This is a genomic window from Spirosoma daeguense, assembly GCF_054776875.1.
This window is the reverse complement of record NZ_BAAHBF010000001.1, coordinates 226,274-248,614: the sequence shown is the minus strand read 5'-3', so window position 1 is coordinate 248,614 and position 22,341 is coordinate 226,274. Positions and strand designations below refer to the sequence as shown.

The 22,341-nt window shown below is 43.4% G+C and carries 20 protein-coding genes; 17 read left to right on the top strand and 3 right to left on the bottom strand.

Going from position 1 to position 22,341, the window contains the following annotated elements; all coding sequences use genetic code 11:
- The first annotated feature begins 87 nt into the window (after positions 1-87).
- From rpsB to ACYVD4_RS00780, 15 genes are all read left to right on the top strand, one after another.
- Positions 88-918: a 30S ribosomal protein S2 gene (gene rpsB / locus ACYVD4_RS00850; protein WP_460941720.1), complete on the top strand. Its 831-nt coding sequence runs from the start codon at positions 88-90 to the stop codon at positions 916-918.
- Between the two features lie 169 nt (positions 919-1,087).
- Positions 1,088-1,921, top strand: a complete 834-nt coding sequence (gene tsf / locus ACYVD4_RS00845; RefSeq protein ID WP_460941719.1) for a translation elongation factor Ts — start codon at positions 1,088-1,090, stop codon at positions 1,919-1,921.
- Positions 1,922-2,419: 498 nt separating this feature from the next.
- On the top strand, positions 2,420-3,025 hold the full coding sequence (locus ACYVD4_RS00840) for an RNA polymerase sigma factor (RefSeq protein WP_460941718.1): 606 nt from the start codon (positions 2,420-2,422) through the stop codon (positions 3,023-3,025).
- Between the two features lie 20 nt (positions 3,026-3,045).
- Complete coding sequence (locus ACYVD4_RS00835; RefSeq protein WP_460941717.1) at positions 3,046-3,249, top strand: hypothetical protein; 204 nt, start codon at positions 3,046-3,048, stop codon at positions 3,247-3,249.
- On the top strand, positions 3,246-4,085 hold the full coding sequence (locus tag ACYVD4_RS00830) for a mechanosensitive ion channel family protein (protein ID WP_460941716.1): 840 nt from the start codon (positions 3,246-3,248) through the stop codon (positions 4,083-4,085). The genes ACYVD4_RS00835 and ACYVD4_RS00830 overlap by 4 nt, the downstream gene beginning before the upstream one ends.
- A 166-nt stretch (positions 4,086-4,251) precedes the next feature.
- Entirely contained in the window at positions 4,252-5,274 is a 1,023-nt protein-coding gene (locus ACYVD4_RS00825; RefSeq protein ID WP_460941715.1) for a DUF3078 domain-containing protein, read from the top strand.
- Between the two features lie 65 nt (positions 5,275-5,339).
- Entirely contained in the window at positions 5,340-5,669 is a 330-nt protein-coding gene (gene mscL, locus ACYVD4_RS00820) for a large-conductance mechanosensitive channel protein MscL (RefSeq protein WP_460941714.1), read from the top strand.
- Between the two features lie 92 nt (positions 5,670-5,761).
- A complete protein-coding gene (murD, locus tag ACYVD4_RS00815; protein WP_460942958.1) occupies positions 5,762-7,105 on the top strand; it encodes a UDP-N-acetylmuramoyl-L-alanine--D-glutamate ligase in 1,344 nt (447 codons plus the stop codon).
- A gap of 42 nt (positions 7,106-7,147) precedes the next feature.
- Positions 7,148-8,269, top strand: a complete 1,122-nt coding sequence (locus ACYVD4_RS00810; protein ID WP_460941713.1) for an FtsW/RodA/SpoVE family cell cycle protein — start codon at positions 7,148-7,150, stop codon at positions 8,267-8,269.
- Positions 8,270-8,319: 50 nt separating this feature from the next.
- A complete protein-coding gene (murG, locus tag ACYVD4_RS00805) occupies positions 8,320-9,411 on the top strand; it encodes an undecaprenyldiphospho-muramoylpentapeptide beta-N-acetylglucosaminyltransferase (RefSeq protein WP_460941712.1) in 1,092 nt (363 codons plus the stop codon).
- A gap of 53 nt (positions 9,412-9,464) precedes the next feature.
- Entirely contained in the window at positions 9,465-10,850 is a 1,386-nt protein-coding gene (gene murC / locus ACYVD4_RS00800) for a UDP-N-acetylmuramate--L-alanine ligase (RefSeq protein WP_460941711.1), read from the top strand.
- Positions 10,851-10,887: 37 nt separating this feature from the next.
- On the top strand, positions 10,888-11,661 hold the full coding sequence (locus tag ACYVD4_RS00795; RefSeq protein ID WP_460941710.1) for a cell division protein FtsQ/DivIB: 774 nt from the start codon (positions 10,888-10,890) through the stop codon (positions 11,659-11,661).
- Positions 11,658-13,058, top strand: a complete 1,401-nt coding sequence (ftsA, locus tag ACYVD4_RS00790; protein WP_460941709.1) for a cell division protein FtsA — start codon at positions 11,658-11,660, stop codon at positions 13,056-13,058. The genes ACYVD4_RS00795 and ftsA overlap by 4 nt, the downstream gene beginning before the upstream one ends.
- 77 nt (positions 13,059-13,135) lie before the next feature.
- Positions 13,136-14,605 (top strand): cell division protein FtsZ, encoded by a 1,470-nt coding sequence (gene ftsZ, locus ACYVD4_RS00785; RefSeq protein WP_460941708.1) that lies wholly within the window; start codon positions 13,136-13,138, stop codon positions 14,603-14,605.
- A 57-nt stretch (positions 14,606-14,662) separates the two neighbouring features.
- On the top strand, positions 14,663-15,367 hold the full coding sequence (locus tag ACYVD4_RS00780; RefSeq protein WP_460941707.1) for a DNA alkylation repair protein: 705 nt from the start codon (positions 14,663-14,665) through the stop codon (positions 15,365-15,367).
- A gap of 93 nt (positions 15,368-15,460) precedes the next feature.
- On the opposite strand, the gene ffh is transcribed toward ACYVD4_RS00780, so the two are convergent.
- Positions 15,461-16,780 carry a signal recognition particle protein gene (gene ffh, locus ACYVD4_RS00775; RefSeq protein ID WP_460941706.1) on the bottom strand — a complete coding sequence of 440 codons (1,320 nt, stop codon included), beginning with the start codon at positions 16,778-16,780 and terminating at the stop codon, positions 15,461-15,463.
- Between the two features lie 294 nt (positions 16,781-17,074).
- Between ffh and ACYVD4_RS00770 the strand changes: the two genes are divergently transcribed.
- Positions 17,075-17,383 (top strand): hypothetical protein, encoded by a 309-nt coding sequence (locus tag ACYVD4_RS00770; protein WP_460941705.1) that lies wholly within the window; start codon positions 17,075-17,077, stop codon positions 17,381-17,383.
- A gap of 385 nt (positions 17,384-17,768) precedes the next feature.
- Complete coding sequence (locus tag ACYVD4_RS00765; RefSeq protein WP_460941704.1) at positions 17,769-18,611, top strand: endonuclease/exonuclease/phosphatase family protein; 843 nt, start codon at positions 17,769-17,771, stop codon at positions 18,609-18,611.
- Positions 18,612-18,681: 70 nt separating this feature from the next.
- Here the strand turns inward: ACYVD4_RS00765 and ACYVD4_RS00760 are convergent, their stop codons facing one another.
- Both ACYVD4_RS00760 and ACYVD4_RS00755 read right to left on the bottom strand, forming a co-directional pair.
- Entirely contained in the window at positions 18,682-20,391 is a 1,710-nt protein-coding gene (locus tag ACYVD4_RS00760; RefSeq protein WP_460941703.1) for an amidohydrolase, read from the bottom strand.
- A 213-nt stretch (positions 20,392-20,604) separates the two neighbouring features.
- Positions 20,605-22,341 carry a TMF family protein gene (locus tag ACYVD4_RS00755; protein ID WP_460941702.1) on the bottom strand — a complete coding sequence of 579 codons (1,737 nt, stop codon included), beginning with the start codon at positions 22,339-22,341 and terminating at the stop codon, positions 20,605-20,607.

The following is a 22,341-nucleotide window of genomic DNA, read 5'->3' as shown; positions in this document are numbered from 1 at the left end:
AAACTGTCCAGACTGTGCTTAGATGATGCCGATGCATGGTGCTGCGTACATTTTTATTTTTTCATTTTCTTTGTTCATTAACTAGAAATGGCACAAATCGAATATAAAGAACTCCTCGACGCAGGCGTGCACTTTGGGCACTTAACGCGTAAGTGGGACCCCCGGATGGCTCCGTATATCTTCATGGAGAAGAACGGCATCCATATTATTGACCTTAACAAAACGCTGGCTGCTCTGGACGAAGCTTGCAATGCTATTAAAGGTATTGTACGTTCGGGCCGTAAAGTGATGTTTGTTGCCACCAAAAAACAGGCGCAGGAAATTGTATCGGAAGAAGCGCGTCGCCTGAAAATGCCATACGTAACCGAACGTTGGCAAGGTGGTATGCTAACAAACTTTGCGACTATTCGTAAGTCGCTGAAGAAAATGCAAACGCTGGACAAAATGCTGAAAGACGAGGAGACCGTTAAAAGCATTGCGAAGCGTGAGCGTTTAATTCGGACTCGCGACAAAGAAAAACTGGAGCGTGTATTAGGCGGTATTTCTGATCTGACTCGCTTGCCTGCGGCTTTATTCATTGTTGACGTAAAGCGTGAACATATTGCCGTTGCCGAAGCGCACCGGTTAGGTATTCCCGTATTTGCGATGTGCGATACAAACTCGAATCCAGATTCAGTTGATTTCGCCATTCCAGCAAATGATGACGCATACAAGTCTATTTCACTCATCACTCTGGCTATTGGTAAGGCTATTGAGGAAGGACTTATGGAGCGCAAACAAGATAAGGACGATCAACGTATTCAGGAAGAGGAGGAAGCTAAACGTAGCGAAGACCTGGCTCAGGCTCGTGCAGAAGGCGAAACCCAACCTGAAGCAGAAGCTCCTGCGGTAGTTGCTGAGGACGGTAACGAAGCATAAGTATTATTATATAGTTTGTACGTATTATTAAGAATTGTAAACTACGAACGATAGTACTACAAACTGAAAATAGCCCGTAGCCAGCCGCTATGGGCTATTCCATTTCAACACACAACTTATTGATAGCCAAAGAAATTTTGGTATTTCAACTTACTAACTACATTTTATTATGGCAATTACTGCTGCTGACGTAAACAAACTTCGGCAAGAGACCGGAGCCGGTATGATGGATTGTAAAAAAGCCCTTACCGAAGCTGATGGTGATTTCGAAAAAGCGAAAGAGATCCTGCGGAAGCAAGGTCAGAAAATAGCTGATAAACGGGCTGACAATGCAACTGCCGAAGGTATTGTCTTAGCTCACGTTAGTCCTGACGGAAAATCAGGTAAAGTTATTGCTCTAGCTTGTGAAACAGAGCCTGTATCGAAAGTAGCTGATTTTCAAAATCTGGCAATGGCTGTAATCAGTACGGCAGTAGCTACTGATGCTACCGATAAAGCTACGTTACTAGCAACTCCCCAAGCAGATGGTCGCGCTTTGCAGGAGCATATTACTGATTTGATGGGTAAGATTGGTGAGAAAATAGACGTAGCGTCTTTCGAAACTGTATCGGCTGATAAAGTTGTATCGTATATCCACTCTAATGGTAAATTAGGCGTGTTAGTAGGGCTTGCTAATACAAATGGAACAGACGTAACAGAAGTAGGTAGAGACGTAGCAATGCAAATTGCGGCTATGAAACCTGTTGCACTTGATAAAGATGGTGTAGATTCAACGATCGTTGAACGCGAAATCGAAATCGGAAAAGAACAGGCTCGCCAGGAAGGAAAGCCTGAGGCAATGCTTGAAAAAATTGCTCTGGGTAAATTGAATAAGTTTTATAAAGAAAACACCCTTCTGAATCAGGAGTTTGTAAAAGATAGCTCTCTTACGATTGCCCAATTGCTGGAAAAGACAAGTAAAGGTTTAACTGTCTCTGCGTTTAAGCGCGTAGCTATTGGTTAATAGTTCATTTTTATGAAGGAAGGCCGGCTTTAAAGTCGGCCTTTTTTTTTATCTCCTATATATTAAATTATCTGAGTATAAAAAATTTATGTCTGGCATAGTATATGTGCTGATAAATTGGTTAGAAATGTAATTTTGATACATCAAAACCACATCAAAACCACATCAAAACCTCAATTTGCACGCCTTAATGATGTGAATTAGATTAATCTGGCAAAATTTGCGCTCTTAATTCCTAAGTATGTAATCCGTAATGACATATTCATAAATTACCTATTTAGACATCAGTGCTAAAATAACAATTTGGTTATTCTGGAAATATGGTTCGAAATAGCTGGTCGATATACATACTATAACAAATAGAATGACTAATTATAGTGACTATAGTTGGGAATTCATATAGTTACTGCTTCATTTAATATAGCTTAGGATTGAATAAACTAAAAGAAAATGTTACTTTTCAACAGTGTTTAGGTCTTAATGACCATTGTGAACAATATGGAACAAATTTCGGATGAGGAGTTAGTCAGACTTTATGTTAACACTCAGGAAAACAGGTACTTTGAACGTATATATGAACGCTATTGTGATAAAGTATACCGGAAATGCCTGTCGTTTATGAAAGATCCGGTACGTGCCGAAGATCTGACACATGACATCTTTTTGAAATTAGTAGTTAAATTAAGTAGTTTCCGAGAACAGGCTAAATTTTCGACCTGGTTGTATTCAATTACATACAACCATTGTACTGATCAATTACGATCACCATATCTACGTAAGGAAGTTTATGTAGATGAGGGATGGGAACGGCTTGATGTTGGTAATGAGGATGAGTTGGCAGAACTGGCCGAAATGGAAACTCAACAACTTGAGCGTGCTATACAACGTCTTGCTCCTGATGAACAGTCAATACTGTTGATGAAGTATCAGGATGATATAAGCATCCGTGAAATTGCAACAATCAGTGGATTGACCGAAAGTGCCGTAAAGATGCGCTTAAAGCGGTCACGCGATAAGCTACGTAAATATTATTTGGAAGGTGCTGTATTTTGGCTTCTACTAGCAGTTAAAGCAGTTCTATCGGCCCGCGATTTTTTTCGATGAAATCACTAAACTATTAGATTATGGATGAACATAATCCTTTCAAACTGCTTGAGTCCGATGCCTCATGTCCGCCAGAGCTAAAAAAACAACTGGTATCTGAAATTGATCTCATCCGTAATGTGATAACTGTAATCGACTTATATGTAGGAGATTTGTTCGGTGTTGCTTCTGTTTTGGGGAATGCATCCCCAAACCCACCTGATAATAAAAAAACTTTTGTATGAAACAGCTTCCCGAATTAACAGAAGTATTACGTAATACTTTCCAAAATCTAATAGACCAATTTGTTGATTTTGTACCTCGATTATTATTTGCATTTGTCATTCTAGGTATTGGTTTTGGTATTGCTCGTATAGTATCGTATATATTGCTACGTGTCTTAGACCGGGTAGGTTTCGATAAAATCGGTAATCGGTTGAATGATATAAAAATCATTAAACAGCTTAAAACCGAAATTAAACTGAGTGAGATTATAACTAAAGTCCTTTACTATTTTATACTATTAGTTTTTATAAAAGCCGCTACTGAAAAGTTGGGTGTAGCTGCTATCACAGAGACTGTAGCATCATTAATTAACTTTATTCCTAAATTAATTGCAGCTGCAATTATGCTTCAGGTAGGAGTATTACTTTCTGATGGGATACGGGCTGCTGTCTTAAGCGTGTGTCAGTCATTTAATATTTCGTCGGCTCGGCTTCTAAGTACAATCGTATTTATATTTTTTCTGGTAATAACTATTATCAGTGCGCTTGGGCAGGCTGGTATTAATACCGAATTGCTCGAATCTAGCTTCAATTTAGTTATTGGCGGAGTAATATTTGCTTTTGCCATTGGGTATGGAATTGCTTCGCGAGATTTAATGGCTAATATCTTGTCTTCTTTTTATACAAAAAATAAATACAAGGAAGGCCAGATTGTCCAGATCGATGACGTTAAAGGAGAAATTATACGTATTGATAATTTATCAATGACGATAAAGACAGATGCCTCAACGACAATTATACCATTGCAGAATCTGCAAACAAAAAAAGTTCAATTATTTGATAAATCAGCTATTTAGAAAAAGGTAGTTCCGTGATTCTACGCTACTTAAAATAGTGAATTGCCAGTTCCTGATAGCTTGTAGCGGTGAACTGGCGATTGAGGTACTTCTATATCGAGAGGTATAAAGATATTTGCCGTTACCGGTGGTCAATAATGCCGTCTAACTAAAAATTATACAATCGATGAGAAAGAAGTTGTTGTACGTCCTAATAAGTTGCCTATGTACGGGGCATACTTGGGCCCAGGATTCAAGCAAAACCGTTTCGCCAGACTCAATACGTGTTACTACTAATTTTAAAGATACAGTAGCTATAAAACCTGATACGTCTTATTGGCAGAAGTCTTTTAGCGGAGGTGTCAATTTTAATCAGGCATCATTTAGTAATTGGTCTGGAGGTGGAGTAAACTCTGTTGCTTTAGGGGCAATTGTGGCAGCCAGAGCACTCTACGAAAAAGGAAAGATATCGTGGGATAATACGGCAGATTTACAATTGGGTTACGTAACTCAATTAGGAAATACACGAAAAGCAGCTGATCAGATTATTGTAATTTCTGTACTCGGTAGTAAAATTGCTCCTAAATGGGATTTGTTCTTATCCGGTACGTTTAATACGTTTTTTGCTCCAGGTTACCGATACGACAAACTCCCTGCGGATCAAGCTCGTTTGCGGGTGTCTAACTTTTTTGCTCCGGCACAGTTTACGTTTGCCGCTGGCATAGCTTATCGCCCTAATGATTGGTTTTCGTTAAGAATGAGCCCACTTGCTCCACGATTTACGTTCTTATCAGATCAGGGTGTAAGGGTACGCGAGCTTGCAAATGGTACGTTTGTACCTGATCCAACACAGAAGGCTTACGGAGTAGAACCTGGTAAATCCTCACGAATAGAATGGTTGGCATTCCAGCTACAGACTGTTTTGAATCGTAATTTGACGGAAAATATTTCATTAAACGCACGGTATCAACTTTTTACTCAGTATGCTCAACTGAACAATATTAACCACCGGCTTGATTTAATTATGACCGCCAAAGTGAGTAAATACTTAAGCACGACCTTTGGGCTTATTGCACTCTATAACAAAGATTTTAGTGCGGAACTTCAACTTCAGCAGACATTAGCAATCGGACTGGTGTATAATATAAGTTCATTTCGGGTGAAAAAAGACGTCCCAAAAGTGAGTGATCCATTACCTGGCCGTTTTTAATGTAAATTTTATCACTACCTTAACAGGGATATTTCTTATATTTTTAACCTTAAACAAACCCATGTATGCTAAGCGAATTTCGGACATTTATTGCACAGGGAAATGTACTTGATCTGGCGGTTGGTGTAATTATTGGTGCTGCCTTCGGCAAAATCACTACGTCGTTAGTTGAAGATATTATCAACCCGATATTAGGGTTAGTACTTGGTGGTGTAGACTTTAGTCAGTTAAAAATTGTATTGAGTGAAGCTGCTGGTACTACACCAGAAGTTGCAATACGCTACGGTAATTTTTTAAATACCTGTATTCAATTCCTAATTATTGCTTGGGTAGTTTTCTTGATTGTGAAATTGGCTAACAGGGCGAGATTATCTAACTCGATACCTTCTAAATAATAGAATTTTTCGGAGATTTTTTTTAAAAAAGCCCTAATCATTGTTGGGGCTTTTTTTTTTATACGTTACTTTGTTAGTAGTATCTAGCAAGCATCTCAGTGCAACAATTAGTTATTCTTGGTGGTGGCGAAAGTGGAGTAGGGGCTGCGCTACTAGCGAAAGCCAAAGGGTTTACTGTCTTTCTTTCCGACAAAGGATCGTTGAAAGAAAGCTATCGGACAGCACTTCAGCAGGCCAATATTCCATTCGAAGAAGGTGGACATACAGAAGAACGTATTCTTGCTGCCGATGAGGTAGTGAAAAGCCCGGGCATTCCAGAAAAAGCTCCGCTGATTCAACAGTTACGTACTCAGAAGACATCCGTTATTTCAGAAATAGAGTTTGCTGCTCGTTATACAAAAGCCAAATTGATTGGTATAACAGGCAGCAATGGGAAAACGACAACTACACTTTTAATCTATCACCTGCTTAAGTCGGCAGGTTTGAATGTAGGGCTGGCGGGTAATATTGGTAACAGCTTTGCCGAACAGGTAATTGCTGATACGTTTGATTATTACGTACTTGAGCTGAGTAGTTTCCAACTCGACGATATGTATGATGTTCATCTCGATGTCATGGTCTTACTCAATATTACTCCCGACCATCTTGATCGCTACAACTATACATTTCAAAATTACATCGATTCGAAATTTCGAATTCTACAGAACGCTCGTGCTGAAGATTCATTTATCTATTTTGAAGAAAGCGAGCCAATCCGTCTGGAACTCGAAAAACGAAATTTGGTCGTGAATAAATTGCCTGTGTCGCTGTTGAGTGCAGTGATTCCGGGGGGGCATCTTGAAAATGGGAAGCTAATTGCCCAAACAAACAACCAACTATTTGAGCTGCCGCAAAATGATACTCCCTTGCGAGGGCCGCACAATGCAATTAATATGCTTTCGGCAATACTGGTGGCCCAAACACTACGTATAACCAACGAAGCTATTGCTGCTGGCCTTAAAACGTTTGAGAATGCTGCCCATCGATTAGAGCCAGCCGGAATTATCAATGGCGTGCAGTTTATCAACGATTCCAAAGCCACAAACGTCGACTCTGTTTTCTATGCCCTGTCGAGTATGGAAACGCCTACCGTATGGATTGCTGGAGGACAGGATAAGGGCAATGACTATAGCCAGCTAGATGAACTGGTTAGCCAGAATGTAAAAGCACTCATTTGTCTTGGGATTGATAATCGTAAATTAATAGAGCATTTTGGTGATAAAGTCTCTTTAATTTATGAAACACAACGTATCGACGATGCTGTAGCGAAAGGTCTGGACTGGGCATCGCCGGGTGAGGTCGTACTGTTATCGCCAGCTTGCGCCAGTTTCGATTTGTTTAAAAATTATGAAGATCGAGGCAATCAATTTAAAGCAGTCGTTAAAAAATTAATGTAAACATTTACCACTTACTACTAACCTAGCTCATTAATCGGAAACATGGCCCTACGCGAATGGATTCGTACGCACCTTAAAGGCGATCGACAGATATGGTGGTTCGTACTTTATCTGTCTATCATGAGTGTGCTTGTCGTTTATAGCTCGACTGGCACTAAAGCGTTTCGTGAATTAGATGGTAATACAGAAGTATTTCTTCTGAAACATGGTGCTCTACTTTTAGTAGGGCTTGCCTGTACCTATTTTGCGCATAAAATTAACTATGTGCATTTCGCCCGTCTGTCGAAATATGGCCTATGGCTTTCGATTCCATTATTGATTTGGGCTTTTGTTGGCGGAGAAGCCCGAAATGACGCATCGCGCTGGGTAACGATTCCGATTATTAATCAGACATTTCAGCCCTCCGACTTAGCTAAGCTGGCGCTTATTTCGAATCTGGCGGCTATGCTTGCCAAGCGGCAGCGTTTCATGAGCGATCCAAGTGTATTATTCAATTTGATTGTCTGGATTGCTATAATTTGTTCGCTTATCATTCTATCCAATACATCGACAGCGCTATTGCTAGGAGCAACCTGCTTTCTGCTTATGTATATCGGGCGGGTACCTGTGCGTTTTCTTGCTTATATGATTGGTGCCTGTATTGTGTGTGGAGGAATTGCACTTGCGGCCGGCCAACGATTGCAAACGGCCATCAATAGGGTTACTACGTTTAGTAAGGCAGATACGATTCCGTTTCAGGTTGAGCAGTCTTACATCGCCTTGGCAAATGGCGGCCTTACCGGACAAGGGCCTGGCAACAGCCACCAGCGTAATACGTTGCCTAACCCCTTTTCTGACTTTATTTATGCCATCATTGTAGAAGAATACGGACTGCTCTTTGGGGGTATTCCAGTTGTAATGGCGTACCTGTGGTTTCTGTGGCGGGGTATGAAAACACTCCAGAAATCCTCACGACCGTTTGGGGGACTCTTGTCTGCAGGGCTTACATTTAGTCTTGTTTTTCAGGCATTTGCTAGCATTTGTGTTGCCATTGGCATGGCTCCTGTTACAGGGCAGCCATTGCCTTTGTTAAGTATGGGTGGTACGTCGCTCATATTCACAGGGTTGGCAATTGGGATTGTTTTGAGCGTAAGCCGTGAAGAAGCCGACGAAAGCAGAATCTAGATTCTGCTGGCTAAAGGTGATGTGATTCTTAAGAGTGAAAAAGGTACGTCATGAAAGTTATAATCAGCGGAGGAGGAACAGGCGGACACATTTACCCAGCTATAGCAATTGCTAATGAGCTAAAAGCTATTGATCCAACAACAGAGATACTATTTGTTGGAGCCGAGGGGAAGATGGAAATGGAAAAAGTTCCTCGTGCTGGCTACAACATTGTTGGTTTGCCGGTGGTTGGTATTAAACGCGAACTGACATTCGCTAATCTGGGCTTTCCGTTTAAGCTAGGGCGTAGCTTGCTAAGTGCCCGGCATATTGTTCGGAATTTTCAACCCGACGTAGCAGTAGGTGTAGGCGGATACGCCAGCGGGCCGTTGTTGCTGATGGCTTCGCTTAAAGGAATACCTACACTGATTCAGGAGCAGAATTCTTATGCTGGAATAACCAATAAAGCATTGGCACGCTGGGCAAAACGTATCTGTGTAGCCTATCCAAATATGGACGCTTTTTTCGCTGCTGATAAAATTAAGGTAACAGGAAACCCAGTACGTAGTGATATTCAGTTTGCCGATCAACAGATAGACGCTGGCCGGGCACTTTTTAATCTCGAAACGAATCGCTTAACGGTACTAATTATTGGAGGAAGTCAGGGAGCACGTACTATCAATGAAAGTATCGAAGCCGGTTTAAATCAATTAATTAATGCAGGTGTTCAGGTGCTTTGGCAAACGGGCACTGGTTTTATCAGTCGCGCGAAAGAAGCTGTTGCCAAAACAAATTCACCCTTGGTGAAAGCCTATGATTTTATTTACGATATGGACAAAGCATATGCTGTTGCCGATATTGTTATATCAAGGGCAGGTGCTTTATCCGTTTCGGAGCTTTGTCTGGTTGGAAGGCCATCGATATTGGTGCCTTTCCCTGCGGCTACGGAGGATCACCAAACGAAAAATGCGATGAGCTTAGTAAAGCACGATGCTGCTTTGCTCGTTGCTGATCGAAATGCGCGCGAAGAATTAATTGAAACAGCCCTGAATTTACTAGCAAACCCAGAGAAGCAAAAAGAGCTACGTAGCCAGATAAAGAAACTGGCAAAGCCAAATGCGGCTCGTGAAATTGCAGAAGAGGTAATAAAATTAACAAAATGAGGAAAATTAAGTAAAGAAAAGGTGACCCTTGCTGCTTTATTTCTCTTTAATATATGACTCTGACACAGTTTAAATACATTTATTTTCTTGGTATTGGCGGAATTGGCATGAGTGCGCTGGCTCGCTGGTTCCGAATCAATGAATACGTAGTGGCTGGTTACGACCGAACGACCACTACACTCACAGAAGCACTTGAAAATGAGGGCGTGGCCATCCATTTCACGGAAGATGTTGAGCAAATTCCAATTGTATTTCGCGAAAATCCTACTGAAACGCTGGTAATTTACACGCCAGCCGTGCCCCAAAGCCATGCTGAATATGTGTACTTTATCGAGAAAGGCTTCACACTGCAGAAACGTTCGCAAGTGCTTGGTTTACTGGCCGGTCAAATGACTACGATTGGCGTCGCCGGAACGCACGGTAAAACCACTACGTCGTCGATGGTGGCACATATTCTGCGTGATGCAGGTGTGAATTGTGCTGCTTTTCTTGGTGGAATTACAAACAACTACGGCACCAACTTTCTGCTAAATGAGCCTGCTGACGATCTACGATCAGTGATTTGTGTAGTAGAGGCCGATGAATTTGATCGGTCGTTTCTGACACTTTTTCCTAAATATGCAATCGTTACGTCGACCGATGCTGATCATCTTGATATCTATGGCGCTCACAATGCTGTATTGCAATCGTTTAGTCAATACGTTAGCCAAATTGAGAACGATGGCGTGCTTTTTATGAAAACAGGGTTAACCTTAGCCGATAAAACGCAGGCCACTGTTCAGGAGTATTCGTTGGAATCTGGCAATTATTACAGCCAGAATATTCGGATTGAGCAATCCACTTTTGTATTTGATCTGGTGCATCCGGAGGGCGTTATTACGGATATCCGATTGATAATCCCGGGTTTCCATAACGTTGAAAATGCAGTAGCTGCCGGAGCGGTTGCCTTGGAGGTTGGTGTATCTCCAGAAGCCATTCGTGCAGCATTAGGTAGTTATAAAGGCGTACGTAGACGATTTGAGTACATCCTAAAAACAGATTCTGTCGTACTTATAGACGATTACGCCCATCACCCTGCTGAAGTGAAAGCATTTTTAGCGTCTGTAAAAGCACTATACCCTGATAGAGAGCTAACTGCAGCCTTTCAACCGCATCTATTTAGCCGTACCCGCGACTTTGCTGAAGGTTTTGCTGAAAGCCTTTCACTCGCTGATCATGTAATTCTGCTGGATATTTATCCGGCTCGCGAATTACCGATGGAAGGGGTTACGTCGGATTTGATTTTTCAGCGCGTACAATCGAAAACAAAGAAAAAATGCACCAAAGATGAATTGCCTGACGTTGTGCGACAAATGAAGCCAGAATTGTTAGTAACCATTGGGGCTGGCGACATTGATCAGTTATTGCCAGCCCTAAAAAACGCACTTGAATACCAATAGATAAAAATATATCCACAACAACTCAGCTTATTTATAGATGTTTTCTACCTTTAAATCATCCAAAAAGGTGTTGTTGGTCACCGGCGGGTTATTGAGCCTTGTTGGGCTGATTGCTTTCACTGAAGTTCGGCACGGTCAGAAGGCCGTTCGGGAGGTAATTATTCGACTAGATGAGGTTGATGGACATCGATTTCTGACACGCCAGGATGTAATGGGGTATCTGACAAATGGGGGGGCTGATCCTATTCTGGGCAAAGACTATGCCAACGTCGATCTTCGGCAATTGGAAAAACGTCTGACTCAGCATGGATTGGTAAAAAGTTGCCAAATATCGCGTGACCTGAACGGGGATATGCTGGTCGTAATTGAGCAGCCTCGTCCGTTGGCTCGATTGATGGCCTCTGGAGATGGTTTACGAGCGGTGTCGGGGCAATATGTGAGCGAAGAAGGACGATTTTTTCCGATTTCGATGAATTATTCCGCACGTGTTCCTCTACTAACTGGAGCTTATTTTGCGCAGAACCGATCGTTGGCGAATGAACGTAATAAACCATTACTGAATTTATTACAACGGATTCATGAAGATCCGTTCTGGAGGGCACAAATTTCTGAACTTTCTGTCAATGAACAGGGAGAAGTAACTATGTGGCCACAGGTAGGCAGCCATCAGATTGAACTGGGAACTCCTACTGAATTAGATGCGAAGTTTAAAAAACTGAAATTAGTTTATACAAACGTTTTACCGGCTAAGGGATGGGATCGCTACCGTCGGGTCAACGTTCAATACCGAAACCAAATAGTTTGCCAATGACAACCACGGACGTAGACGATGAAATTGTAGTAGGACTGGACATCGGTAGCACGAAAGTATGTGCTGTGGCTGGTCGGCTGATCCGTAACAAGAAAGACATGGAAACTCTCGAAGTATTGGGAGTTGGTGAAACCATGTTGACTGACGGCGTAGCGAAAGGTTCGGTTGTGAATGTTCAGAATACGGTGAATGCCATTCGTAGAGCGGTAGAAGAAGCTGCTAATCAGTCGAATCTGAACATAAATCGGGTGAACGTTAGCTTTAGTGGTTCACACGTTACGTCGGTAAAATCGAGTGGTAGCATTACACGATCATCTTCGGGCGATGAGGTGCAGACGGAAGATATTGACCATCTGCTCAATGATATGTATCGGACATCGATGCCAGCAGACAAGGAGATTATCCACGTGTTGCCAATGGATTTCGTGGTCGATACAGAAATTAACGTCAATCAACCCGTTGGTCGAAATGGTATTAAGCTAGGTGCTGATTTTCAGTTGATTACTGCTCAGGCTAGCGCGGCTAGAAACATTCGTCGCTGTATTACCCGAAATAATCTGACGCAGGACACGATGATGTTGTCGGCATTGGCATCTGGTTTAGCAGTATTAACCGATGAAGAAAAATACGCAGGTGTAGCATTGGTAGACATTGGCGGTGGCACAACCGAAATGGCGATCTACTACCGAAACGTATTACGTCACGTAGCAGTATTCCCATGGGCGGGTAATAGCCTGACTGCCGATATTCAGGCAGGATGCAAAATTCTACCGAATCAGGCCGAGTTGTTGAAAAAGAAATTTGGTAGCGCCAACCCTGCTGATTATAATCTGAACGAAGTAGTAGGTGTCCCGGGTTTAAGTAATCGTAAGCCTAAGGACGTACTGCTGAAAAACGTAGCACTGATCATCGAAGATCGGCTACGTGAAATTGCGGCACTCGTGCAAGCTGAAATTATGCGCTCAGGTTATGAAGGTAAACTACTAGGTGGACTGGTTTTAACAGGGGGCTCGGCAATGATATCGGGCATGGAGCAGATTTTTAGCCGGGTAACTGGCTTAGAGGAAGTTCGTGTAGGCTACCCGGAGCATCTGGAACCTAATGGTCGTGCCGATCTGGTGGGTGATCCTGCTTACGCTACGGCTGTTGGCTTGGTATGGGCGGGTTACAAGACGATTGATAACCGGATTTCATTCATTACAGATCCGAATCGACCACGTAACGACGAGTCGTCTGTACATGGGGCAGGGCCAATAAACGGTGGCAGAGATAAAACCGGCAGCACAGGTGGAAAACCTACCGTACCATCGGACCCAGAACCCGAAGATGGCGGCCTATTTGGCTGGTGGCGGAAACTTACCCGTCCAATTCGGGGTAATGAAACTGACCCTTATTAGACGTAGTAGGTAAGCCGTATCTTGTAAAATGGTAACGGCAAGTTATTCAAAACGAACAGACATCATAAACCCACACTATGAATAGTCAGGGCTATAGATTCGAAATTCCAGACAACAACCCAATTATTATCAAGGTTGTGGGCGTAGGCGGCATGGGCGGAAATGCCGTTAAGCACATGGATAAAATGAAGATGCAGGATGTTAGTTTTGCTGTATGCAATACTGATCGCCAGGCACTTATGAGTAATCCGGTTGAAACGAAATTGCAATTGGGCGATGGCTTAGGGGCTGGTACCGATTGGAAAGCAGGGGAACTAGCGGCTCAGCAAAGTATTGAAGAGATCGAAAACCTGTTGGCACCACCTACCAAAATGGTATTTATTACGGCAGGTATGGGTGGTGGCACCGGAACAGGAGCTGCACCTGTAGTTGCCGAAGTGGCTCGTAAAAAAGGCTTACTTACTGTAGCCGTTGTAACGGCTCCCTACTGGTATGAAGGTACGGATAAAAAAGAACAGGCACGAGAAGGTATTGAAAAACTAAAAGATAGTTGCGATACCGTTCTGGTAGTTCTAAACGATAAACTGGCTGAGTTGTATAGCGAGCTAACCTGGACCGAAGCCTATGCCCACGCTGATGATGTACTGGCGAATGCGGTAAAAAGTATTGCCGAGATTATTACAACCCAGGGCGATATCAATGCTGACTTTGCCGACGTGAAAAAAGTGCTCGAAGGAGCCGGACAGTCGGTAATGGGTTCGGCAGAGGCTGCGGGCGAAGATCGGGCTATTCGGGCTATTGAAGCTGCCCTGAATTCTCCGTTGCTGAATGATCACGACATTCAGGGCGCAAAGCGTATCCTGCTGACTATTTCGTCCAGTAAAGAGCATGCAATGCTCCTGAAAGAGCAAATGGCCATTTCGGAGCACGTTGCTAAGAAAATTCAGAGTGAGGCTAAAATGTTTAAGTTTGGCGCCATCACCGAAGAAAGTCTGGGCGATAAACTACGGGTCACCATTATTGCTGCCGGTTTTGAATCCAAAACCAAGTTACCTGAAAAGGATGATAAGGGTGGGGGCGAAAAAGAAGTAGCACCTGTGGAGCCTGTTGAACAGGAAGTTCCCTCCGTAGATGTAACTGGCTTGGTCAATCATCAACCTAATGGAAATACAGAACCGTCAGAAGTACCTTCTGGCGATTTAGTGCTTGTTGGGGCCGATGGCAATGAAGTAGATAAGACACCAGCAGTTAGTTTTAAAAAGGAAGAAGTCAAAACACCTACTGGCTATAATGGATCAAATGGCGTACTGGAGCCTATTCATAAGCCTATCTTTCCCGACGATATCGAAGAAGATACGTTGGTGTTGGATGAAGAGGAACGCCCAAGCGATGCCGATTTAATTAAAAAGACGATAGACGCCTTTTTGAAAAATCAATATCTGGCCGCTGATCTGGATCGGCCAACCTTCGAACGTAACAGAACGGTATTGTACTCACTTCCAATGTTACCTGAGCAGGAATTTAGCCGCTCAAAACTGAACGATTAATCTGCTCGTATCTGATACTGACAGAGGCTCGTATGAGCCTCTGTTTTTTTTATCTCCATGGAACATACATATACCACCGTAAAAAATGCAATAACGGCTTTGGCCCAGCCTGATCGAGCTGTAATCCTCGCCCGTTTCTTTAAAACTGGCTCTGGAGAGTATGGCGAAGGCGATGTATTTCTGGGATTGTCGATGCCACAAATTCATGCTATTGTAAAGGAGTTTCGGACGCTTTCGCCTGATGAAACCGAGAAACTTGTTCGTGATCCGAGCCACGAATGCCGGATGGCTGGTTTACTAATCTGGGTTAGTCAGACTAAAAAAGCAACTCCTGTTCAACGAGCTATAATTATGGAGCGCTACGTTGCTAACCGTCAGTACATCAACAATTGGGATTTAGTAGACGTTACGTGTCCGCATATTATCGGCCGCTACGTTGTGCAGGGCGACCGTTCGATTCTGTATGACCTTGCTCAGGAAGAAAACCTCTGGAGCAAACGTATCGCCCTCATATCAACGTTTGCCCTTATCCGGCTCGGGCAGTTTAGTGATACGTTTTCTGTTGCCGAATTGCTGATGAATCACAAGCACGATTTAATTCATAAAGCTATTGGCTGGATGCTACGGGAGGTGGGGAAACGTAACGTCGATGCATTAGAAGAATTTCTGCACGATCACGTTCGGGAAATGCCACGCACCGCTTTACGTTACGCGATTGAACGATTAGAACCAGCACGCCGACGGTACTATCTGGAATTATAAACAAATTCAGGTTCCGGGGTTCAAGTTAATGTTCCTGATTAAACCGAACAAAACCTAATATCCGAAACCTGAATTATATAAAAAAACAATACGCTATCGCATCATTTTGTTGAGCTTGCCCGACGATTGCATTGTATTCATTTTCTTCATCATCTTACGCATCTCATCAAATTGCTTTAGCAAGTTATTGACCTGCTGAATATTTGTACCACTTCCGGCGGCTATACGCTTTTTACGACTGCCATCGATAATATCAGGGCGTTGACGTTCTTTAGGCGTCATGGAGCTTATAATGGCTTCAATGGGTTTAAACGAATCGTTGTCGATGTCTAAATCCTTGATCATTTTGCCCATGCCCGGAATCATACCAAGCAGGTCTTTTACGTTGCCCATCTTTTTAATCTGTTGCAACTGCGACAGGAAATCGTCGAAGTCGAACTGATTTTTACGCATCTTGGCATTGATACGTTTCGCTTCCTCTTCATCAAACGCTTGTTGAGCGCGTTCTACCAGCGAAATAACGTCGCCCATGCCCAGGATCCGGCTAGCCATCCGGTCGGGGTAGAAAACGTCGAGGGCTTCCATTTTCTCGCCCGTACTGATAAATTTAATAGGTTTGTTAACGACCGTCTTAATGGAAAGAGCCGCTCCACCGCGTGCATCACCGTCGAGTTTGGTCAACACAACACCGTTGAAATCGAGTCGTTCGTTAAATGTTTTGGCCGTATTCACCGCATCCTGTCCCGTCATGGAGTCAACAACGAACAACGTTTCGGTTGGAGAAATTGCTTTTTTTACAGCCTCAATTTCCTTCATCATTGCTTCATCGACAGCCAGACGGCCAGCCGTATCGACAATCACGATTTTTTTGCCAGTTTTACGAGCCTGCTCAATGGCATTTTTAGCAATGGCTACGGCATCCTTGTTCTCTGGTTCGGCATATACATCAACGCCAACTTGTTCGCCCAGCACTTTCAACTGGTCGATAGCAGCAGGACGGTAAATGTCAGCAGCCACAAGTAGTACGTTACGCCCCTGCTTTTTCAGATAAGCCGACAGTTTTCCGGAGAATGTTGTTTTCCCTGACCCCTGCAAACCTGCAATCAGAATAATAGCCGGATCGCCTTTGATGTTGATGCCTTGGGCTTCACCACCCATTAGTTCGGTCAGTTCTTCCTGCACGATTTTTACGAATAGTTGACCTGGCTCTACCGAAATAAGCACTTTTCGATCAAGGGCTTTATCGCGAATGCGGTCGGTAATTTCCTTCGCCACTTTATAGTTTACGTCGGCGTCGGTCAACGCACGCCGAACTTCTTTGATTGTGGCTGCTACGTTGATTTCGGTAATACGGCCCTGCCCTTTGAGGGTTTTTATGGCCTTATTTAATTTATCCTGAAGGTTCTCGAACATAATCTTGGTAAACGATACAACAAAGATAACAGTTTCCGGTGGGCAATACGTAGCCTGTTATTTTGAGGAATGATTAAACTAAGCCAGAATGAAATTAAACTATATTTTTCTGTCCAGATGATACACAATAATTTTTTGGCACTATAGTTGTACAAGAAATAATAGTTCGATTTTTATTTATTATAGACAACTATATGGGGTAATTGTACTATTTTGGCTTATATTTGGAAGGACTGTCCGGTAGATTAGTTCATGTTAAATATGACGCCATAGAGATTCTAAACCAACTACTTCATGAGAACTCGTCTGATGCAAAAAACGACTGGCTATCTGGCTTTGGCGTCGTTAGTTACCGCTACGTTAATGGTTTCTGTTACTACGTCTGTACAGGCGGGTGACGTAACATCTGTGAATACGCACGTCGATGGCCGTAAATCGGTCGATAGTTCTGTAACAACACGTAACACAGCGGCCAAAACGGAAGCGACTACAGCTCCGAAAACCCCGCAGCAACACGATAAAAAAACAATTGGACGGTGCTGGAAACGTCTGATGACAATGGTTCGGGAAGTGAGCCATGCGCAACGAAACGCCCATAAATAGTAAACTATATTCTTTATAAACACCAATACCCACTACGTAGCGTAGTGGGTATTGGTGTTTATAGCGTAAATAAGACTGTTTCCAACTGTATAAAGTTAACGTATGGGTAATGTCGGTAGCTATACATTTGTAATGTATCACAGCATTTTATGCCTTGCTTTAGACTGGAAAAACGATAGAACGGCCAACTAAATAGTTGCGGGGAGGGGGGCTATTTTACGTTCATATTTTCGCTACGCCTAAAATTGCTCAGCACTCAGTTGGTAGATTCTGGTTCGTTTTTGATTTATACAAGGAACGATGAATGCTCAGAAGTAGAGTTAAACCTTAAAATGATTTTACTTTTGTTTGTTCTCTGTTATCCAATGACTTAATAAGATTTTCTATGCGCTTTACGATTCTTTTTTTGCTGGTTACATTGCTAAAAACTCAGGCAACATTTGCTCAAAAAACAGAGCCAATTACGGTAGCCAGTTACAATCTTCGGTACAAGAATAAAAACGATGGCCCTAACAACTGGGAAAATCGGAAAGAAGATGTGAAATCCCTAATTCGCTTTCACGAATTTGAACTGTTCGGTACGCAGGAAGCTTTGCGTGAACAATTGAACGATGTGGCCGAACTTCAAGGATTTGCTTTTATAGGTGCAGGCCGTGATGATGGCAAAGAGGCTGGCGAACACTCGGCCATTTTTTATAAGAAAGACCGTTTCAAAGTGCTTCAGTCGGGTAATTTCTGGCTGAGCGAAACGCCCGATAAACCCGGCAAAGGATGGGATGCTACGTGTTGTAATCGTATTTGTTCATGGGCGAAGTTCAATGATACGAAAACCAAAAAAGACTTTTACTTTTTCAGCGTTCACTTCGACCATCAGGGTGTTGAAGCACGTCGGCAATCAGGAAAACTGATGGTGGCCAAGATCAAGGAAATCGCTAAAAATGCTCCGGTTATCCTCGCTGGTGATTTTAACTCAACGCCCGAAACAGAGCAGATTCAAACCATTAAAACGTTGTTGAGCGACACTCACGACGTAACAGCAACACCACCTTACGGCCCGGAAGGAACGTTTAACAGTTTCAAGTTCGACGCGCCTATGGACAAACGTATCGATTATATTTTTGTGAGCAAGCCGTTCGACGTATTGAAGTATGGCGTGCTGACCGATGCTAAAGAGCAGCGTTATCCGTCTGATCATCAGCCTGTAATGGTTAAGGTTGTTTTGAAATAGGTTTTATAATAAACGGAACAGCCCGGAAGTTCTGAACTTTCGGGCTGTTCCGTTTATTGGATATCAATGATTATTCGGAGCGCGACGACGATGATACTTTTGCCGCACCTGATTTTTCCTTCGCTTTGTCTTTTTCGAGTTGCTTTTTTATTGCTTCCCGCTGATCATCACGTAGCGTAGGGTAGGTGATGCCCAGTTGCTCCAGATACGTTTTGTATTTCGAGGGGTCGTAATAAAACTTCTCTAGTTTCGGCTTAAACTCGGCCATGATTTTCTTATTCAGATAAATGGCTGGCTGTTCTTTCGGCGAGATAAGTGGCTCATATTTAATGTCTTTCGTTTGCTCATCTTTATAATAAGTCCATGCTTCTTTAATGATTTCGGGCTTCATGAGCAGATCGAGCAGTGTCATGGCTTCGGCTTTGGCACCGTAAACCACGCCTTTGTGCGCAATAGACGTTGCCATCGAAATAGCATTAGCCCAATGGTGACCCGGCAAACCCGGAATATTGCTGGGATAACGTAGCACGATGGTTGGCAACGACCACGAAATATCCGCGATATCGTCGGAACCACCGCCCATTGGTGTCATGGCTTGTCCGCCCATCATCACCACCGGCGCCGACGATGTAGGCATGCCCATCGAATCAAGCTTTACTGCCAGTCCTTCTACTTTCGGGGCCTGTAATTCAAGCTGCGATGCACGCGCCAGCAATTGATCTTCTTCCGACCAGGTGGGCAGGCCTACTTTTTTGATGTTTTCATAAGCTGCGGCAGCCATCACTTTGTTGGTATGCACAGGCCATGCCGAACCCAGAATTTCGTACGTGAATTTGGTATCGGTCATCATGGCCGCTCCTTCGGCGATCTTTACCCCGGTTTCGAAAAGTTTTTTGATTTTTGGGTATGTCCGCTCGCGGAAGTAATACCAGACTGCTGCTTTCGAGGGTACTACGTTCGGCTGGTCGCCACCATCAGGAATAACGTAGTGCGAGCGTTGGGTAAGTTCGAGATGTTCGCGACGGTAGTTCCAGCCGATGTTCATCAGCTCTACAGCATCGAGGGCGCTACGTCCGCGCCAGGGTGCTCCGGCTGCGTGAGCCGCCTGCCCTTCAAAATTAAACTTCACCGATACCAATCCATTGTTGCCATTGTCGCCCCAAGAAACAGCCAGATTATTACCAACGTGGGTGAAAATACAAGCGTCTACGTCTTTGAAATACCCATCGCGAACGTAAAATGCTTTAGTACCAACGAGTTCTTCGGCAACACCCGGCCATAGCATTAACGTACCGGGAATTTTCTCCCGTTCCATTAATTTCTTCACGGCCAACACGGCCACAATATTGAGTGCCTGCCCCGAATTATGGCCTTCGCCATGCCCAGGAGCACCTTCCACAATCGGATCTTTATAAGCAACACCCGGTTTCTGGCTGGCTTTTGGAATACAGTCGATGTCGGAGCCAACGGCAATTAACGGTTTTCCAGAACCCCAGGTAGCAATCCAGGCGGTTGGAATGTTAGCAACACCTTTCTGAACCTTGAAGCCTTCTTTTTCGAGTAATTCGGTCAGGTATTTAAACGATTCTTCTTCCTGAAACCCCAGTTCTGAAAAGCTAAATAATTTGTCGTTGATTTGCTGGGCCAACGTAGCATTTGCTTCTACAGCAGCTATGGCTTCGGCCTTGAGTTTGGCAAGTTTATCGGTAGTTTGTTTCTTCTGCGCAAAGCCGAAGCTGGCGAAGAAAAGTGAAAAAAGGAGCAGATATGCGTGTTTCATGATTGATTGGATTCAGATTGTCTCCTTAAAATACACAAAACCTGTTTACCAAATCAAAACCAGACACTTAATTGCCTTTTTCGTACTACTTAATCATGGTGAATTATAGTAAACCTGTACTCAACATTTTTCATAATGCGAGTTTTGGATATAGAAGCTAACTCTATTAAACGTCAAACGCCCCGAACCTGATTAGTTCGGGGCGTTTGACGTTTAATTCTTCTCTAGTAGTTGCTTAACCAAAGCTTTTATTTCGTCAATTTCTTTACGTTGTTGCAGACTAATTTCAGAGTGCTGTTTTTCTAACTTCGCAACTTTATCTTTCAACGCTTGATTCTCCTTTTGTTGCTCAATACTGTACAGGGTCAATTCCTCAATTTTTTCCAGCAGTTTGGCATCCATTTTTGCTACGTCGATTCCCTTTTCAACCACTTCCGAAGCCGACGGTAGGCCGGGTAAGTGCTTATTAGCTTTGACGTAGCGTTCTACTTCCGACAATTCTTTCAATTGATACGTATCGCCAAAGACGTAATCGCTCCAGTCGGAGGTGTTTTTTACCGCCACTTTTACTTTTTCGGTTAAAATTCCTTCTTCTACAAATAGTTTGTAACCCGATGGCGTATGCGCTACGTTGTTGCCAATAATAACGGCTTCGTTCTGGGTGCTTTGCAGAAATGAGCCTTTGCGTTGCCAGAGAGTTTCGGCTACGCCCTCACGAGCTGAGCTATTCACACTCGCCATCACTACGTCACCCTGTTCATTCACGCTCAGAAATTTATACTGATTTAGCATAGTGGCTGGCGACGAGTTATTCAGGTTGGTAAATCGCAGACCTGACTGATTGCTAACTCCTTTGGTTATTTCCAGTTTGTTGTTAGGAGATGAATTGCCAATGCCCACATTCACACTCGTATTTCCCAGAATCATGGCATTGGATGCTGTTACCGAAGCATTGTAACCGATTGCTGTTGCGTTAGTGAGATTCAGATTGACCGGATTAGTAGCGGCCATACCAATGAAGGTATTGTTGGAGCCTAGGTTGTTGATGCCTGCATAGCGTCCAATGGCTGTGTTAGAATTGCCAGTAGCACTGTTATAAAGCGCGCCGTCACCGATGGCGGCATTACCTTCACCTGTAGTACTAGCACTACCCGCACCATTGCCCATAAATAGGTTGTAGGAGCCATTACTATTGGCGCCTGCCTGCTGCCCAAGAAATAAGTTACCAATGCCAGAAGTATTATTGTAGCCCGCTTGATTACCAATGAACACGTTAGCACTGGCAGTTGTATTTTTAAAGCCTGCCTGATAACCTGCGAATACGTTAGCACCGCCCGTTGTAGTGTTATTTCCTGCCTGATAACCGACTATGACGTTATTGCCACCTGAACTCAGGTTATAAGCAGCATAGGCACCTAAAGCAGTGTTATATTCGCCAGTGGTATTACCATAGCCAGTCCCCCTGCCAACAAAAGTGTTGTGATTACCTGATGTGTTGCTTGTACCTGTATTAAGGCCTATGAATACGTTATTGAACCCATTAATATTGCGGTAACCTGCCGTACTGCCTATAAACACGTTACTATAGCCCGTGGTATTATAGTAGCCAGATTGCTTCCCTAAAAAAACATTACTGCTTCCAAACGTATTACTATAGCCGGACTCGTGACCCATAAACGTATTGCTAGGCCCTGTGGAATTGCTATAACCAGCCCGATACCCTACATATGTATTATCATAGGCCGATGTCAGACTAGCTCCTGCATAGTAACCAACTGCCGTATTATCTTGGCCGCTACTATTAATTGAGAGGCCAGTTCCGATGCCTAGAAGTGTGTTCTGTGCCCCTGGAGATGCTGTGACTGGGGTGCGAATTACTAAATTATTCTGCCCATACGTCAGACCAGATACGAGGGTTGCTACTACGAGAAAGCCGTAATTCTTTGTCAT

Bases quoted from the DNA above. Each gene is read 5' to 3' on its own strand.
- rpsB (WP_460941720.1), top strand. From the start codon at position 88: ATGGCACAAATCGAATATAAAGAACTCCTCGACGCAGGCGTGCACTTT.
- tsf (WP_460941719.1), top strand. From the start codon at position 1,088: ATGGCAATTACTGCTGCTGACGTAAACAAACTTCGGCAAGAGACCGGA.
- ACYVD4_RS00840 (WP_460941718.1), top strand. From the start codon at position 2,420: ATGGAACAAATTTCGGATGAGGAGTTAGTCAGACTTTATGTTAACACT.
- ACYVD4_RS00835 (WP_460941717.1), top strand. From the start codon at position 3,046: ATGGATGAACATAATCCTTTCAAACTGCTTGAGTCCGATGCCTCATGT.
- ACYVD4_RS00830 (WP_460941716.1), top strand. From the start codon at position 3,246: ATGAAACAGCTTCCCGAATTAACAGAAGTATTACGTAATACTTTCCAA.
- ACYVD4_RS00825 (WP_460941715.1), top strand. From the start codon at position 4,252: ATGAGAAAGAAGTTGTTGTACGTCCTAATAAGTTGCCTATGTACGGGG.
- mscL (WP_460941714.1), top strand. From the start codon at position 5,340: ATGCTAAGCGAATTTCGGACATTTATTGCACAGGGAAATGTACTTGAT.
- ACYVD4_RS00810 (WP_460941713.1), top strand. From the start codon at position 7,148: ATGGCCCTACGCGAATGGATTCGTACGCACCTTAAAGGCGATCGACAG.
- murG (WP_460941712.1), top strand. From the start codon at position 8,320: ATGAAAGTTATAATCAGCGGAGGAGGAACAGGCGGACACATTTACCCA.
- murC (WP_460941711.1), top strand. From the start codon at position 9,465: ATGACTCTGACACAGTTTAAATACATTTATTTTCTTGGTATTGGCGGA.
- ACYVD4_RS00795 (WP_460941710.1), top strand. From the start codon at position 10,888: ATGTTTTCTACCTTTAAATCATCCAAAAAGGTGTTGTTGGTCACCGGC.
- ftsA (WP_460941709.1), top strand. From the start codon at position 11,658: ATGACAACCACGGACGTAGACGATGAAATTGTAGTAGGACTGGACATC.
- ftsZ (WP_460941708.1), top strand. From the start codon at position 13,136: ATGAATAGTCAGGGCTATAGATTCGAAATTCCAGACAACAACCCAATT.
- ACYVD4_RS00780 (WP_460941707.1), top strand. From the start codon at position 14,663: ATGGAACATACATATACCACCGTAAAAAATGCAATAACGGCTTTGGCC.
- ffh (WP_460941706.1), bottom strand. From the start codon at position 16,780: ATGTTCGAGAACCTTCAGGATAAATTAAATAAGGCCATAAAAACCCTC.
- ACYVD4_RS00770 (WP_460941705.1), top strand. From the start codon at position 17,075: ATGAGAACTCGTCTGATGCAAAAAACGACTGGCTATCTGGCTTTGGCG.
- ACYVD4_RS00765 (WP_460941704.1), top strand. From the start codon at position 17,769: ATGCGCTTTACGATTCTTTTTTTGCTGGTTACATTGCTAAAAACTCAG.
- ACYVD4_RS00760 (WP_460941703.1), bottom strand. From the start codon at position 20,391: ATGAAACACGCATATCTGCTCCTTTTTTCACTTTTCTTCGCCAGCTTC.
- ACYVD4_RS00755 (WP_460941702.1), bottom strand. From the start codon at position 22,341: ATGACAAAGAATTACGGCTTTCTCGTAGTAGCAACCCTCGTATCTGGT.